This is a genomic window from Frankia sp. CcI49 (assembly GCF_001983215.1).
GTDB classification, from domain to species: domain Bacteria; phylum Actinomycetota; class Actinomycetes; order Frankiales; family Frankiaceae; genus Parafrankia; species Parafrankia irregularis.
Window position 1 is genome coordinate 23,824 of sequence record NZ_MOWP01000042.1, and the last position, 14,932, is coordinate 38,755.

Here is a 14,932-nt window from a genome sequence, read left to right on the forward strand (position 1 = left end):
GCCTCCGACCGTGACCCCGCGCCCGACGAGGCTGACGCCGCTGACGCCGCTGACGCGGCTCATGCCGTCCGGCTGGAGGCGGAATCAGCCGCGCCTCAGCGTGGGCGGGCGGCCAGCAGCCGCAGGGCGACCGTGCCCGCGACGGTCAGGCAGGCGGCCGTCGCGACCTCCCGGGGCAACCGGTGCCGGGACTCGTTCTGGATGGCCTCGTGGAACCGGTCGAAGCGGGCCGGCCAGGGGCTGGTTCCGACGAAGTAGCGGCCGACCTTGTCGGTGTCGGGCAGGCAGGCGCCGATCATTCCGGCCAGCACCCCGACGCGCCGGTCCGCGGGGGCGGCGGCGGTGAGCAGGGCCATCGCGGCGAGGCCCGCCACGCCGTCCTTGCGCGCGATCGGCAGCCACTCGGCTTCGGTGTTGGGACCGGTGCCCCAGTGCGGCATCGCGTCCATGGCCAGATGCGACAGAAAGCCAAGCGCCAGAGCCGGCCCCGGCCTCGACGCGGCCATGCCGACGAACGCCCCGGCACCGACATGGGAACTGATGATCATTGAGCCTTCTCCGTCGTCGACGCGGACCTTCGGCATCCCTGACCATGCACCTTGAGATGGAAAAGCCTCATTGCGGGCAACTCCTCCTCGGAGGATCGAGAGACGGTTACCGGCCTGGATTCCCCGGCATGGTTCCACCTTGTCCGCAGGTCGACGCGATGCCGCACCGGGGTCCGGTGTTCCGCGGAGCAACGGTCCCGGCCGGCGTCCATTCGTGTGCCGTTGTCATTGAATTGTGGTGACAGCAAGGTGTCGACGAGAAAGGTGTGCGCGAGGGACTCCGGACAGTCCGCATGCCGCGTAGCATCTGCATGCATAGTGCAGTGATTCGGTGTCGGAGGTCGCAGATTCGGCCGGCGTCGGGCCGAAGCTGGCGACGGCCTGTGATGCGTCGACCGTAAATGGCTGATCGTCCGGGCCGATGGTAGGGCGGGGGTTGGAAGGTGAGGCGTGGGCCGTCCGTCGCGGGTGCGGGTTCACTGGCACCCGCACGTGCAACAGCAGAGGTACGTGCACTGGCCTCTGCACCCCATACTACGGTCCGGGGTGTCGGGCACCGCGCGACCGTGCGGCCTGGCCGGGGCGTACCGCCCGGGCGTCCGTCCCGCATGCGCGTGAACACGGGCGCAACCGGTGCGCCGGAGGGCCCCGAGACGCCGGCCGGGGCGATCGTCTCCGTCGTCTGGCGCCTCGAAGGTGCCGGTCGGGTCGTCGGCGGGCTGCTGCCACGCGGGCATCCCGAAGGTGGCGTGCTCGGCAAACGGTTCGTGTGCGGCGAGCAGGTCTGGGCCGCCGAGATGCATCCCTGGGAGCAGGAGATCTCCGCGGAGGCCAGCCTCGTCGAACCCGGCCCGCCGGCCAGCCCGGCGCGCATAGTCGTGCACGGCCCCGGCGGGGACATCACCGGCTACCTGGACCAGCCCGACCTGCCATCCGGGCGGCTGGCACGGTTCACGACCGGGCTGCGCCGCGACGCTCGGCGGGTGCGGGTGCGGGTGGGGGGCCGGGTGTGGTGGGTCCGGGCGACGCACATGTTCGGTGTGCGGGTGACGCGGGACTCCGACGTTCTGGTCTACGCCACCCACGGTAGGCACGCCGAGTTCGGTGCGGGCGCCGACCAGCTGGATGTCAGCGTCGTCCTGCTGACCCTCGCCTCCATCCCCAGCTCGGCCTACGCGCCGATCCTGGGCTTCTGACGTCCGGCGGCGGCCAGGCAGCAGAGATCAGGCACCTGACCGCGAACGCCCGGCCGCCCCGAACGCCCGGCCGCGCCGGGCGGTCACGCGCGCCGGGCGGTCTGGCGCGCGCCGGGCGGTCAGGCGTTGACGATCCGCCGGCCCTCGAAGGCACGGCCGAGGGTGACCTCGTCAGCCCATTCGAGGTCGCCGCCCATCGGCAGCCCGCTCGCCAGCCGGGTGACCGTGAGGCCCATCGGCGCGATCTGGCGCGCCAGATAGGACGCAGTCACCTCACCCTCGGTGTTCGGATCCGTCGCCAGGATGATCTCGGTGACCGCACCGTCCGCCAGCCGGGCGATCAGCTCCCGGATGTGCAGATCATCCGGGCCGACCCCGCCGATCGGATTGATCGCGCCGCCCAGAACGTGGTACCTGCCGCGGAACTCGCGGGTCCGCTCGATCGCGACGACGTCCTTCGACTCCTCGACGACGCAGATGGACGTCTGGTCGCGGCGCGGGTCCACACAGATCCGGCACAGCTCCGACTGGGCCACGTTGAAACAGGTCCGGCAGAACTGGACCTTCTCCTTGAGCTCGGTCAGCGCGCTCACCAGCCGACGGACGTCGGCCGGGTCGGCGGCGAGCAGATGGAACGCGATGCGCTGCGCGCTCTTCGGCCCGATACCGGGAAGCTGGCCCAGCTCGTCGATCACGTCCTGGACAACGCCTTCGTACATGGCGGCGGCAGACTCAGCCGAGGCCAGGGATACCCAGGCCGCCCAGCGCGCCCCCACCCGGCAGCGCACCGGGTGCCGGGGCACCGCCACCGAGACCGGCCGCCCCGCCCAGCCCGYCGAGACCGCTCAGTGCTCCGCCGAGGCCACCGGTGGCCGCGTTCATCTTCTCCGCGGCGAGCCGGTGCGCGTTGGTCGTCGCGTCCCGCACGGCGGCGAGGACGAGATCCGCGAGGGTCTCGGGGTCGTCCGGATCCATCGCCGCGGGCTTGATCACAAGATCGACGAGCTCGCCGCCACCGTTCACGGTCGCGATGACGAGCTCACCGCCGGCCGAGCCCTCGACCCGGGTCTCGGCCAGCTCCTGCTGGGCGGCGAACAGGGCGGCCTGCATCCGCTGTGCCTGCTCGAGGATCTGCCCCAGGTTGGCGCCATTCCCGGCGGGGATCTGTGGGTTCGACATGACCGTGAGCCTACGTGCCGGGCGATGCCGATCCGACGTCCACCACCGCCGGACCGCCCGGTCAGCCCGACTGGTCGATGACCGTCGCGCCGAGGCTCGTGCGCAGCAGGGCCACCGCGGCCTCCTCGCTGCTCCTGGCATCCCCCGGATGGGTGGGTACGTCCTCGTCGTCGAGGGACGCCTCGTCCACCCCGGAGGTGTCGCCGACAGCCGCCGGCCCCGCAGTGGCCACCGAGGAGCCAGGCGATCGACCGGCCGCGGCGTGCCCGGCGCGGGCGGTCATCACCGCGGCGCGTGCGGCGGCGGCCCCGCTCTGAGGCCGGCCTCCGCCGGTCGCCGGTGGGATGGCACCACCCGGCTGAGCCGGATCCTGCCGCGGAACCGATCCGGCCGGTGGCGACGCGAGCGCTGTGCCAGGGCCGGGCCCGGGTCCGGGCGTGGTGCCGGGTCCGAATGTGGTGCCTGGGCCGGGCGCCACGCCAGGGCCGGGTGCGCCGCCGCCGCCGTGACCGGCTACGACGTCGTGGCCGGGTGCGGTGCCGGGGCGCACGGCCGGCGGGGGCCCACCTGAACCGTTGCCGGTGAACGGATCGGCCGGCGGGTACGCRCCGAACGCTCCGGGCGGCCCGGCCGCCGCGGACCCGAGCACGGCTGCCCCGGCGCCGCCAGGCCCGACGCCACTGGACATCTGCGGCGAGGTGCTGACAGCAGGGGGCGCTGTGGCAACGGCTGACGCGACCGCCGCCACCGGCGCCACCTGCGACCCGAAGGAGCCACCGGCCGGCGCGGCAGGTGCCCCGGGAGCCGACCAGCCGTCGCTCGAAGGCCCGCCTGCACCCGGAACACTCGGAACGCCCTGCCGCTGCCCAGGGCCGCTGTCGTGGGGGACGCCCGGGCCGCCGGGCATGCCTGGCCCCGCCATGCCGTTGACGGCCCCGCTGCCCGGGTACGCGTCGGCGCCACCGTAGGCCGCGGACGCGACCCGCGGACCAGACCCACCGGAGACGCCGGAGCCGGCATACGGACCTGGCCCGGCGGGCGCGGGAGACCCGCCGTACGCGCCCGGTGGCACCGGGCTGAACCCGGCCGGGGGCGCGCCGCCACCGGGCTGCCCGGCTCCGCCCGACCCGCCGGTGCCCCGAGGAGCCTGGGGGCGACCACCCGACGGGCCGGGACCACCGCCTCCGATGGTGACCCGCCACGTTCCACCGAACCGGTCGGTGAGCGCGGAGGCCAGGATCTCGGCGTTGTTCCCCTGACCGAACATCTTCCCCATCGCCGGCGCGGAGAAGGAGAGCACGACCTCGTCCCCGCGGACCTCGACGACCGAGGCGTAGTCCTTCAGGATCGCGTGGGTCCGGCGGCTGCGGCGCCCGGCGAACGCGAGCACCTCATCCCAGACGGCGGTCAGCCCCGCGGCGTCAAGGCCGCCGGAGCCGGAGCCCGGAGACGACGCCGTCGCTGCCGGGTACGCGTGCGCGGGCGCTGCGGGGTAGGCAGGCGTGGCCGGGGGCGCGGGGGGCCCTGGGCGTGCGGGCGCCGCCGGGTACGCGGGGCCTGCCGGAGCCGCGACCGCAGGCGCGGGTGGGTAGGCGGGTGCCGGCCCTGAGGCCGGAGGCCCGGTGACTGCACCTGCGGGGCCCTGGGCGGTGGCTACTGCTGCTGGCGAGGGCGGGCCGGCGTGCGGCGGTGCCTCCATGTGGGCGTTCGCGGCGGGGGCCGCCGGGCCCGCGAGCGGAGCCGCTCCGAGCGCCGGCGCCGGCCGGCGTTCCAGCCGCTCGAGCCGGACGGCGAGCGCGGCCGGGTCCGCGGAGGCGCTGGGGAGAAGGGCGCGCGCGAGGATCAGCTCCAGCAGCAGCCGGGGGCTCGCCGTCCCGCGCATCTCGACCAGGCCGGAATGCAGGACGTCCGCCGTGCGGGAGAGCTCCGCCGGCCCGACGCGGCCGGCCTGGGCCCGCATCCGGTCGACCTGGTCGCTGGAGAACGACTCCAGCAGGCCGCGCTCCACCGCGTCGGGCACTGCGGCGACCACGATGAGATCACGGAGCCGGTCGAGCAGGTCGGTCGCGAACCGGCGCGGGTCGTGGCCGGACGAGACCACACGATCGACCACGGTGAACAGTGCCGCGCCGTCGCGCCCGGCGAGGGCGTCCATGGTCTCGTCGAGCAGGATGCCGTCCGTCATGCCCAGCAGCGCCACCGCGCGCTCATAGCTGAGCCCGCCCTCACCGGCACCGGCGAGGAGCTGGTCGAGGACGGAGAGCGAGTCCCGGACGGAGCCGGCACCCGCACGGACCACCAGCGGGAACACCGCCGGGTCGACGACGACCCCCTCCTGCTGGCAGATCGACTCCAGGTGCCCGCGCAGGACACCAGGAGGCACCAGCCGGAAGGAGTAGTGGTGCGTCCGGGACCGGATGGTGGCGATCACCTTGTCCGGCTCGGTGGTGGCGAAGACGAACTTCAGGTACGGGGGCGGCTCCTCGACCACCTTCAGCAGCGCGTTGAACGCCGCCGCCGTGACCATGTGCGCCTCGTCGACGACGAACACCTTGAACCGGGCGGACGCAGGGGCGAAGAACGCGCGTTCACGCAGGTCACGGGCATCATCGACAAGACCGTGCGAGGCGGCGTCGATCTCCGTGACGTCCATCGACGAGCCGGTACGGATGGAGACGCACTGGTCGCAGACCCCGCAGGGCTCCGGTGTCGGGCCCTTCTCACAGTTCAGCGAGGCGGCCAGGATCCGGGCCGACGACGTCTTCCCGCACCCGCGGGGGCCGCTGAACAGGTAGGCGTGGTGTAGCCGCCCACTGCGCAACGCGTGACCAAGCGCGTCGGTGACGTGCTCCTGGCCCACCACCTGGCCGAACGTCGCAGGGCGGTACCTGTTGTACAGCGCAGTGCTCACTCGTGTGCTCCGGATGCTCGCGATGCTCGCCCGAACGAGGAGGACCCCTCGCACACCCGCCAGAGCCCGCTTACCCTTGCTGCCTTCCGGCCCTGGGGGGGTTCACGGGGTAACGCCGCACGAGGGGTCTGCTGTGCAGTCTAGCCGTCTGCCAGCGATCATGAGCGCGGGGGGCCGGTGGCCGGCTGTGAGCCCGTTCGCGCACCCCGTCGCCCCACAACGCCGCGCCGTCAGATAGGCTCCCCCACGGAGGATTCGCCTAGTGGCCTAGGGCGCACGCTTGGAAAGCGTGTTGGGGGCAACCCCTCGAGAGTTCGAATCTCTCATCCTCCGCAACGATCATCCCGCCCTGTCGGGGCAAGTGCCGCGGGTCGGTCCATCCCGGAAACCGACCCGCGATCCTGTGGTCTTGGTTCTGGTCCCGTTCGTCCCGCGCGGCGGGCTTCACCGGCGTGGACGCCTCCTACAGCAGCCGGCCGACCCTGTCCGCCGTGTCGCGCACCATCGGGTCGGTCACGCGCTGGTAGCGACGGCGCATGTCCGGGGACCAGTTCATGATCCCCATGATGATCCGGTCAGGCACTCCCCGCAGGAGAAGCGTGGTGGCCGCGGTGTGCCGGCGGGGCGGCTCAGAACGGCGGTTTCCCGCGGTCGCGGTCGGCCCCGTGGAACAGGAACCGGGCCTCAGGAAGATCCGTCCCGGTGCAGTCCATCGCGCTGACCGACACCCGGAGGTCCGGGCCGGTCGCGCGCATCTGGTCGACCAGGTCGGCGGGTAGGCATAGCGCCGTGGCGAACGGGCTGGCCGGCGCCGGGGTGATCAGCACACGGCGTGGCGATGGTCGCGAGGGCGGTCACTTCCCGCCTCGCTCAATCAGCTCACAGGCGATCCGCTCCATCTCGCGGATCGTCGCGTCGGTCGAGCGGTCCGTCGATGGCGTCGGCCGCAGGACACGCTCACCAGATACCGGGCCGTTGGATTGTGATCCGGCGGCTTGCCGCCATACCAGCTTTCTCCATCGGACGACCCTGGAGTCGGGGACGGGGTCTCGGAAGGCAATCTCAGTCCTGATGTCATTCGCGGTCGAAAGTGTTCCGCCCGCTGGCCACTGATCTCTTGGCGCGTCGCTCCGACACGCGCGACCTGACGTGCAGAGTGCCGAGCGCGGCGAGGTGGGCACATTCTGTCCCGCCGAGCTGGCCGGCTGTCGCATCACGGCGGACTGGGCGTAGAACATTGTCATGGCTGAGGGAGAGTCGGGCTCGTTCGTGTTCGTGTCCTACACCGGTGCCGACGAGGCATGGGCGACCTGGGTCGCTGCCGTGTTGGAGGGCGCGGGCTTGGCCGCGCGGGTGCAGGTCTGGGACTCGCAGCCGGGGACGAACTTTGTCGAGTGGATGAACTCCCAGCTTGCTACGGCTCAGTGGACAGTGGCGCTCTACTCCAAGGCGTACTTCGCCTCCCAGTGGTGCACGACGGAGTGGACGGCCGCGCTGGCACGTAAGACCTTGCTGCCGGTTCGGCTGGAATCGGTCACTCCTCCTGACAGCCTGGCGACGCTGACGTGGGTAGACCTGTTCGACTTGGACGAGGTGCGGGCACGCGAGCGACTTTTGTACGCCGTCGGCATCCAGGTACTGCCGCGTCTCGCGGTCTTCCCAGGCCGCCAGAGGGCTGTCCGCCCGACGTTCCCTGGGCTGGTCGGTCAACAGCCTCCCGCGGCCGCAGGGGTGACGGTTACTGATCCGGCCGTCATTTTGGCCGCTGCGCTCGACCAGATCGGCTCACCCACGATGCCTGTGCGCCTCGCGGGCATTCGAGCGCTCCAACGCGCGGCGGACGACCCCAACCTCGTTGACGAGATCGTCCAGGTTCTCATCGACTACCTGCATCACAGCGTCAGGAGGGGAGGCGAGACCGCCGAGAAGGACCGCCGAGCTGCGGCAGCAGCGCTTAGCCAACTCTCCAACGGTCAACCAGTCGACCTTATCGGCGCCGACCTCGAAAACATCGACGTTGTCGAGCTGGGCCTCACCCGTGCCAATTTCAACAGCGCTCGTCTCGGTAGTGCAGACTTCACCGGCGTCGATCTCTCTGGCATAAATTTCGCAGGCGCCGGCCTCTGGGGTGCAAATTTCACGGATTCGGAAGCCTCTGGCGCCAATTTCGCCCATGCCTCATTCGGGGGAGCGAAATTTACTCGGGCCAGCCTCATTCGCGCCAACCTGGTCGATGCTTCGTTCGATCGTGCCGATCTCGGAGAAGCCAACCTTTCTGGTGCCAATCTCGCCGGCGCGAGCCTCCGCAACACAAGACTCGCGAAGGTGAACCTCGCCGACGCCGACCTCACTAAGGTCAAATTGACCTACTCCAATCTGGATAATGCCAACCTGACTAATGCCAACCTCGCCGGAGCCGATCTCACTGGCGCGGACCTCACCGGCGCGAACCTCACCGGCGTTGATCTCACCGGCGCTGACATCACCAAAGCCAGCCTCGCCGACGCCGACCTCACCGATGCCAACCTCGCTCGCGTGCGAGGACTAGGTCGAAGGCAGCTTAATTTGACCCGAGGGAGTGCGCGGACGGTGATTCCAGAAGGGGTTTCACGGCCACGATCGTGGCCAAGTGCTGATGCCGCTCGTAGGGCGGGCCGCGATAGGTAGTCGGAGGATCTTCTGCCGAGCCTGATGCCGACGATGTACGGGGAGGACGAGTTCGTCTTCGCCGCGCTGCGCGCCGGTGCCCGCGGCTACCTGCTCAAGGGCGCCCAGCAGGAGGACGTCGTACGCACGGTCCGCGCCGCCGCCCGCGGCGACGCCGTGTTCGGCCCGGACGTCGCGCACCGCGTCCTGCGTGCCTTCACCGACCCGCGACCCGCGGCGAAGCCGTTCCCGGAGCTGACCGACCGTGAGCGCGACGTGCTCGGCCTGCTCGCCAACGGGTGGCCGAACGGCCGCATCGCCCGCCACCTCGGCCTCACCCCGAAGACGGTGGCCAACAACGTCTCCAACATCCTCACCAAGCTCCACGCGACTGACCGCGCCGCCGCCATCCTCGCGGCCCGCCGCGCCGGCCTCGGTGACCCCTGACCTCACCCCCAGGACGAAGCGTCCTGTGTCGGGCTGACGGCCGCGTCATCCCAGGAACGGCAGGACCGGCTGGCCGCGGACCCCGGCGGCGGCGGCGAAGACCGCGCCCGCGGCCGGGTAGCGCGTGAGGTCGGTGTGGCGCTGGGAGGTGGTGATGTACAGGGTGTCGAGGCGGTCACCGCCGAAGGCGCAGGCCGTCACCCGGGGCACCGGGAGCGCGACGATCCCGTCGAGGCGGCCGGCGGGGGAGTAGCGGTGGACCGCTCCGCCGCCCCACAGAGCCACCCACAGGTAGCCGTCGGCGTCCACGGTGAGCCCGTCCGGCACACCCGAACCGTCGGGAACGGTCAGCAGAGTTCGGCGGCCGTGGAGCCCCCGCTCCGTGTCGTAGTCGAAGACGTCCACCCGTGCGGTCGGGGAGTCGACGTAGTAGGCCTGTGCGCCATCCGGGCTCCAGGCCAGACCGTTCGAAATCGTGACGTCGGTCAGCTCGACGCTGACGGTGCCGTCGGGCGAGAGCCGGTAGAGCGATCCGGCGCCGGTCGTCTCGGCGTAGGCCATCGATCCGCAGTAGAAACGGCCGTCCGGATCGCAGCCGCCCTCGTTCATCCGGACCTCGGCGGCGACGTCCCACAGATCCCCGAGATACCGGCGGGTGCCGGAGATCAGCCCGGTCGGGTCGTCCGGGCCGGCGGGGTCGACCAGCATGAAGCCCCGTTCCAGCGCGATCACCGTCCCGCCGGTGCGCCGTGGCCGCAGGGCCGCCGCCACCGCGCCGACATGGTCGCGGCGGACGGCGCCGGTCGTCGGGTCGACGGCGAGGACGTCGCCGGCGAGTAGGTCGACGCAGCGCAGCCCACCCCAGTCCGCGCACCAGGCAGTGCTCCAGACCGGGCCTTCGCCGTGGAAGGCCACCGGATCGGTGATCTGCTCACTGTCGATGCTCATCGGTCAGACACCGTAGCGGCGGCGGGGGATCCCCCACGGGTTGTCGTCGCGCAGCGGCTCGGGCAGCAGGCGCGCGGGCAGCGACTGGTAGGTGACGGGGCGCAGGAACCGGGTGATGGACGTCGTCCCGACCGAGGTGTGCGGCGAGGTGGTCGCCGGGTAGGGGCCGCCGTGGGTCATCGCCGGGCTGACCGACACGCCGGTCGGCCAGCCGTTCCACAGCACCCGCCCGACCCGTTCCCGCAGCTCGGCGAGCAGGCCGGCGGCGAGGACGTCGTCGCTGTCCTCACCGTGCACGGTGGCGGTGAGCTGCCCGCCGAGGGCGCGGGCCGCCGGGAGCAGGTCGGCCGGGTCGTCGTAGGCGACGAGYAGGGACGTCGGGCCGAAGCACTCGACGGCCAGCACGCCCGGATCGCGCAGCCAGTCGGCGATGCCGGTGGCCAGCAGCGTCGGCGTCACTCCGTCCGCTGTCACCCCGCCTGGCGTCACTCCGTCCGCTGTCACTCCGTCAGCTGTCACCCCGCCTGGCGTCACTCCGTCCGCTGTCACTCCGTCAGCTGTCGCCCCGGCCGGCGTCACTCCGCTCGCTGCCGGTCCGGCTGCCGGTCTGGATGTCGGTCCGGAGGTCGGCTCGGTTCCGGCGACGAGCACCCGCACCGCGGGATGGCCCGCGAGCGTGCCGAGGGTGTGCCGGTAACCGGCCGCGATCCGATCCCCCAGCAGCGGGGTGGCCGGCCGCCCGGTGACCAGCCTGACCAGGTCCGCTTCGGCGGCGCCGGCCGGGACGAACAGCAGCCCCGGCTTGGTGCAGAACTGGCCGGTGCCCAGGGTGAAGGACTCGACGTACCCGGCCCAGATCTCCGGTCCGCGCGCCGCGGCGGCGGCCTCGGTCACGAAGACCGGGTTGACGCTGCCCATCTCGGCGTAGAACGGGATGGGCTCGTCCCGGGCGGCGGCGAGGTCGAACAGCAACCGGCCGGCGTGCTCGGAGCCGGTGAAGGCACCGGCCCGCACCCGCGGGTCGACGAGGGCGGCCCGGGCCTGCTCGTCCCCTTCGAACAGCGCCATCGTCCCCGCGGGTGCGCCGGTGGCAGCCAGCGTGTCGACGACGACGGCGGCGGTGCGGCGGGACAGCTCCGGGTGGCCGGGGTGGGCCTTGAGCAGCACCGGGCAGCCGGCGGCGAGCGCGGCGGCGGTGTCGCCACCCGCGACGCTGAACGCGAACGGAAAGTTCGAGGCGGCGAAGACGAGCACCGGCCCGACCGGGATCAGCATCCGGCGCAGGTCGGGGCGTGGCCCGGTGGGCCAGACCGGGTCCGGCGGGTCGATCGTCACCTGCAGGTAGCCGCCGTCGTCGAGGAGCTCGGCGAACAGCCGGAGCTGGAACGTCGTCCGGACCAGCTCGCCGCGCAGGCGCGGTTCGGGGAGCCGGGTCTCGCGCATCGCGACCGGGACCAAGGTCTCGGCCGCCGCGTCCAGGGCGTCGGCCACGGCGCGCAGCATGGTGGCGCGTGCGGCCGGCGCGAGCGCGCCGAACGGTCGGGCCGCCGCCGCGGCGGCGGCGAGCAGTCCTTCGATGTCGGTCGTGACGGTGCTCAAGACCTTCCTTCCGTCCTTCCGTTCACGGGGTGCGCGGCGCGGCGCGGTGCGCCGCCGCCGCGATCGGCCGCGGCAGGTTCCTCACCTGCGCCACAGGTCTTCACGGATGCAGCAGGATCTTGACGGCGGCGCTGGCGGCATCGTCGAGCAGGCGGAACGCCGCGCGGACGTCGTCGAGCGGCAGCTCGTGCGTGACGAGTGCCGCCGGGTCGAGGTGGCCGGCGGCGAACGCGCGCACCGCGTGGCTCCAGGCCCGCGACGGCGCCCCGAACACGGTGTGCACGGTGAGCTGGGGGAGCACGAGATCGAGGGCGCGCAGCGGGTGGTCGCCGTCGGCGGCGAGACCGGCGAGCACCACCCGCCCGCCGCGGCGGGCCAGTCCGCAGGCCAGCGCCGCGCTGCCGGCGGCACCGGCGGCCTCGACCACCACGTCGAAGTGCCGCGCCCACGGGGCGGCGGCGGCCTCGTCCGGTGTGAGCAGCGTCGTGGCGCCGCACCGGGCGGCGAGCCTGCCGCGGTTCACGCGGGGATCCACGGCGACCAGTTCGGCCGGGCCGCCCGCCGCCAGCAGCTGGGTGGCCAGCAGGCCGAGGGTGCCGGCGCCGACCACCGCGACCCGTTCCCCCGGAACGGCTTCGGCGCGCAGGCACATCGCCGCGGCGCACGCGGCCGGCTCCAGACCGGCGGCGGCCCGCAGGTCGGCATCGGGCGGGAGGACGTGCAGGAGATGGCTCGGCACGACCAGGTGGTCGGACCACGCGCCTGGGCGGGTGAAACCGGTCTCGTCGTATGGGGCGGCGCACAGGTTGGTGTCGCCGCCGCGGCAGGCGGCGCAGATCCGGCAGGAGCGGAAGCCCTCGGCCACCACCCGTCGACCCACGAGCGTGGCGTCCCCCGCCGGGCCGAAAGCGGCGTCTCCTGTCGGGCCGGCAGGAGGGCCGGCACCGGGGTCGGCAGCCGGGCCGGCACCGGGGTCGACAGCCGGGCCGACCGCCGTCACCGTGCCGGACCACTCGTGCCCCGGGACGACCGGGTACCGCACGAACCCGGCCGGCCGGGTGCCGCGCAGCACCTCCCGGTCGGAGCCGCAGATACCCGCCCAGGCGACCTGGACCAGCACCTCGCCGGGCCCGGGGGCGACCGGCTCGGCCGGCCGGGTCGCCAGCTGCCCCGGCGCGTCGATCCACACCGCGCGGCCGGTCATCGTCAGCCGCCGCGGCGCGCCGGCTGGGAGCCGCGCAGCTCCCAGCCGTCGGCGTACAGGTCGAAGTGGGCGCCGCGGGACGGATGGGCGGCGATCACGTCGACGTCCAGGGCGACGCCGAGGCCGGGCTCGGTCGGCAGGGCGAAGTAGCCGTCCACCACCGGGGGCAGGCCCGGGGCGGCGAGCTTGACCTCCTCGTCGGCGAAGTCGTTGAAATGCTCCTGGATCATGAAGTTGGGGGTGCAGGCGGCCAGGTGCAGGTTGGCGGCGGTGAGGACCGGGCCGCCGACGTTGTGCGGGGCGACCAGCGTGAAGTGGGTCTCCGCGGTCGCCGCGAGCTTGCGGGTCTCGCCGATGCCGCCGAGGTGGCCGATGTCGGGCTGGATGATGTCGGCCGCGCCGAGGTCGAACAGCTCCCGGTACTCGGTGCGGTCATGGATGCGCTCCCCGGTCGCGACCGGGGCGTCGATCCCGGCGGCGGCCTTGGCCAGCGCCTTCAGGTTCTCCGGTGGCACCGGTTCCTCGACCCAGCCCGGCTCGAACTCGGCCAGCGAGGCGGCGATCCGGATGGCCTCGTGCGGCGCGAACCGCCCGTGCATCTCCACCAGGATCTCCACATCGGGCCCGACGGCGTCGCGCACCGCCTCGACCAGGGAGATGGAGTGGCGGCGCTCGGCCTGGTCCAGCTCCCAGCGGCCGGCGCCGAACGGGTCGAGCTTGAGTGCCCGGTAGCCGCGGTCGACGACGGCCCGCGCGGCGGCGTGGAACTCCTCGGGTGTGCGCTCGACCGTGTACCAGCCGTTGGCATAGGCCTTGATCCGATCGCGGACCTTGCCGCCGAGCAGCCGCCAGACCGGCTGCCCCAGGGCCTTGCCCACGATGTCCCAGCAAGCCATCTCCACGCAGGCGATGCCGGACATGACGATCTCACCGGCCCGGCCGTAGTCGCCGCGCTTCATCCGGTCCACCAGGGACTCGATGTCGAACGGGTCCGAACCGAGCACATGGTTGCGCACCGCCTCGGCCAGGTAGCCCAGCAGTGCCTGGGTGTGGCCGAGCATGCGGGTCTCACCCACGCCGACCAGCCCGTCGTCGGTGAACACCTGGACGTAGGTCAGGTCCCGCCACGGCGTCCCGTACACATGTGTCCGTACGTCCACGATCTTCATCGAAGTGCTCCCTCGGCAGCGGGGACGGCGGTGACCGCGGGAACGGCGGGAACGGCGGCGACCGCGGGGACAGCCGGCACGGCGAGGCCGGCCGGTCGTGGCCCGGAGCCGACGGCGTCCGGGTAGCAGCGGTGCAGCAGCTCCAGGCCGATCTCGGCCCGCCGGACCCGCTCCCGCCCCAGCGCCACGGCGGTGGCGGTCAGGTGGGTGCCGCTGGGATAGATGTTCGGCGCGTTGCGCAGCCCGAACTTCAGGTACACCGGCGCGGCGACCCGGACGATCTCGGCGATCTCGAAGTGGCGGATGAAGCCGCCGAGGTCGTCGGGCGCCTCGACGTAGAGGTCGATCGGCAGGTCCACCGCCGCCCGGACCGCCGCGAGCTGCGCCAGCGACAGGTCGGTCGGCACGTTGTAGGTGCCGGCGCCGAGCTGCTCCACCAGGCGGATCGACGCCGGGTTGGCGCAGCCCATCTGCACGCTCACCTTGAAGATCAGTTCCGGTGGCAGCTCGCCGGCGGCCCGCATCCGGCCCGCGACCGACAGCACCCCGACGTCGGTGACCAGAACGCTGCGGATCCCGGCCTCTGTGCTGCGGCGGATGTCCTCCAGCACGTGCACGAGCTGTTCCGTCCCGCGTGCCTGCGCGGCCAGGCCGGCACTGCCGGGAGCCAGCGCGGCGGCCCCGGTGTCCCACCCGGCGAGCGGCCGGGCGAACAGGCTGACCTCGACTCCCGCGGACGACCCGGCCGCCGCCATCGCCGCCAGCTCCCCGCCGGTCAGCAGCATCCCGCCGCTGCCCTGCGAGACCCGGTGGACGGCGACGCCGCGGCGGTCCGCCTCGGCCAGCACGGCCGCCACCGCCTCCGGCCCCTCCACACTCGGGATCTCCACCCGGTACTGGGCCCCGTCGGGGAACCGCTTCCCACTGGACGGGAGATCGGACGGATCAGCGCCCGGAAGCCCGAGCGAGCGGAGGAACTCACGCGTCTGCTGCACCTGCGCCTGCCGTTCTGTGCATGGCCGGACTGGCCGGYGACCCGAGGTGATCCGATCCGCGGCGGATGCCGCCCGAGCTGGGCGGCAACA

At 72.8% G+C, this 14,932-nt stretch carries 12 protein-coding genes, 1 tRNA gene, 1 other RNA gene and 1 pseudogene; 4 read left to right on the forward strand and 11 right to left on the reverse strand.

Translation table 11 applies throughout. The features are described from left to right. Window positions 1-95 precede the first annotated feature (95 nt). Entirely contained in the window at window positions 96-548 is a 453-nt protein-coding gene (locus CcI49_RS35105; protein ID WP_054568608.1) for a hypothetical protein, read from the reverse strand. 608 nt (window positions 549-1,156) lie between these two features. Here CcI49_RS35105 and CcI49_RS35110 point away from each other — a divergent pair. After that, window positions 1,157-1,744 (forward strand): hypothetical protein, encoded by a 588-nt coding sequence (locus CcI49_RS35110; RefSeq protein ID WP_076833803.1) that lies wholly within the window; start codon window positions 1,157-1,159, stop codon window positions 1,742-1,744. Between the two features lie 119 nt (window positions 1,745-1,863). On the opposite strand, the gene recR is transcribed toward CcI49_RS35110, so the two are convergent. From recR to ffs, 4 genes are all read right to left on the reverse strand, one after another. Continuing rightward, window positions 1,864-2,463 (reverse strand): recombination mediator RecR, encoded by a 600-nt coding sequence (gene recR, locus CcI49_RS35115; protein WP_054568344.1) that lies wholly within the window; start codon window positions 2,461-2,463, stop codon window positions 1,864-1,866. A gap of 13 nt (window positions 2,464-2,476) precedes the next feature. After that, window positions 2,477-2,923: a YbaB/EbfC family nucleoid-associated protein gene (locus tag CcI49_RS35120; protein WP_076833805.1), complete on the reverse strand. Its 447-nt coding sequence runs from the start codon at window positions 2,921-2,923 to the stop codon at window positions 2,477-2,479. Window positions 2,924-2,984: 61 nt separating this feature from the next. Next, window positions 2,985-5,834 (reverse strand): DNA polymerase III subunit gamma and tau, encoded by a 2,850-nt coding sequence (locus tag CcI49_RS35125; protein WP_076833807.1) that lies wholly within the window; start codon window positions 5,832-5,834, stop codon window positions 2,985-2,987. Between the two features lie 36 nt (window positions 5,835-5,870). After that, an RNA gene (ffs, locus tag CcI49_RS35130) (signal recognition particle sRNA small type) lies at window positions 5,871-5,966 on the reverse strand. A 116-nt stretch (window positions 5,967-6,082) separates the two neighbouring features. Here ffs and CcI49_RS35135 point away from each other — a divergent pair. Continuing rightward, window positions 6,083-6,167 (forward strand) — tRNA-Ser (locus CcI49_RS35135). A gap of 296 nt (window positions 6,168-6,463) precedes the next feature. Here the strand turns inward: CcI49_RS35135 and CcI49_RS35140 are convergent. Beyond that, window positions 6,464-6,661: a hypothetical protein gene (locus CcI49_RS35140; protein WP_054568336.1), complete on the reverse strand. Its 198-nt coding sequence runs from the start codon at window positions 6,659-6,661 to the stop codon at window positions 6,464-6,466. Between the two features lie 415 nt (window positions 6,662-7,076). Between CcI49_RS35140 and CcI49_RS35145 the strand changes: the two genes are divergently transcribed. Further along, window positions 7,077-8,501: a pentapeptide repeat-containing protein gene (locus CcI49_RS35145; RefSeq protein ID WP_054568335.1), complete on the forward strand. Its 1,425-nt coding sequence runs from the start codon at window positions 7,077-7,079 to the stop codon at window positions 8,499-8,501. A gap of 24 nt (window positions 8,502-8,525) precedes the next feature. After that, window positions 8,526-8,927 carry a response regulator transcription factor gene (locus CcI49_RS35150; protein ID WP_235498119.1) on the forward strand — a complete coding sequence of 134 codons (402 nt, stop codon included), beginning with the start codon at window positions 8,526-8,528 and terminating at the stop codon, window positions 8,925-8,927. A gap of 45 nt (window positions 8,928-8,972) precedes the next feature. Here the strand turns inward: CcI49_RS35150 and CcI49_RS35155 are convergent, their stop codons facing one another. The 5 genes and pseudogenes from CcI49_RS35155 to CcI49_RS35175 form a co-directional block, all read right to left on the reverse strand. Beyond that, window positions 8,973-9,875: an SMP-30/gluconolactonase/LRE family protein gene (locus CcI49_RS35155; RefSeq protein WP_076833809.1), complete on the reverse strand. Its 903-nt coding sequence runs from the start codon at window positions 9,873-9,875 to the stop codon at window positions 8,973-8,975. Between the two features lie 3 nt (window positions 9,876-9,878). Then, window positions 9,879-11,507 (reverse strand): annotated as a pseudogene (locus CcI49_RS35160) (aldehyde dehydrogenase (NADP(+))); the annotation flags it as partial. Between the two features lie 67 nt (window positions 11,508-11,574). After that, complete coding sequence (locus CcI49_RS35165) at window positions 11,575-12,678, reverse strand: alcohol dehydrogenase catalytic domain-containing protein (RefSeq protein WP_076833814.1); 1,104 nt, start codon at window positions 12,676-12,678, stop codon at window positions 11,575-11,577. Window positions 12,679-12,680: 2 nt separating this feature from the next. Continuing rightward, window positions 12,681-13,847: a mandelate racemase/muconate lactonizing enzyme family protein gene (locus CcI49_RS35170; RefSeq protein WP_076833816.1), complete on the reverse strand. Its 1,167-nt coding sequence runs from the start codon at window positions 13,845-13,847 to the stop codon at window positions 12,681-12,683. Then, window positions 13,844-14,842 (reverse strand): U32 family peptidase, encoded by a 999-nt coding sequence (locus tag CcI49_RS35175; protein ID WP_076833819.1) that lies wholly within the window; start codon window positions 14,840-14,842, stop codon window positions 13,844-13,846. Before CcI49_RS35175 ends, CcI49_RS35170 begins: the two co-directional genes overlap by 4 nt. Between the last annotated feature and the right edge of the window lie 90 nt (window positions 14,843-14,932).

What these genes read in the sequence shown, in the direction of transcription:
- CcI49_RS35105 (WP_054568608.1), bottom strand. Translation starts at nt 548, where the DNA reads ATGATCATCAGTTCCCATGTCGGTGCCGGGGCGTTCGTCGGCATGGCC.
- CcI49_RS35110 (WP_076833803.1), top strand. Translation starts at nt 1,157, where the DNA reads ATGCGCGTGAACACGGGCGCAACCGGTGCGCCGGAGGGCCCCGAGACG.
- recR (WP_054568344.1), bottom strand. Translation starts at nt 2,463, where the DNA reads ATGTACGAAGGCGTTGTCCAGGACGTGATCGACGAGCTGGGCCAGCTT.
- CcI49_RS35145 (WP_054568335.1), top strand. Translation starts at nt 7,077, where the DNA reads ATGGCTGAGGGAGAGTCGGGCTCGTTCGTGTTCGTGTCCTACACCGGT.
- CcI49_RS35150 (WP_235498119.1), top strand. Translation starts at nt 8,526, where the DNA reads ATGCCGACGATGTACGGGGAGGACGAGTTCGTCTTCGCCGCGCTGCGC.
- CcI49_RS35155 (WP_076833809.1), bottom strand. Translation starts at nt 9,875, where the DNA reads ATGAGCATCGACAGTGAGCAGATCACCGATCCGGTGGCCTTCCACGGC.
- CcI49_RS35165 (WP_076833814.1), bottom strand. Translation starts at nt 12,678, where the DNA reads ATGACCGGCCGCGCGGTGTGGATCGACGCGCCGGGGCAGCTGGCGACC.
- CcI49_RS35170 (WP_076833816.1), bottom strand. Translation starts at nt 13,847, where the DNA reads ATGAAGATCGTGGACGTACGGACACATGTGTACGGGACGCCGTGGCGG.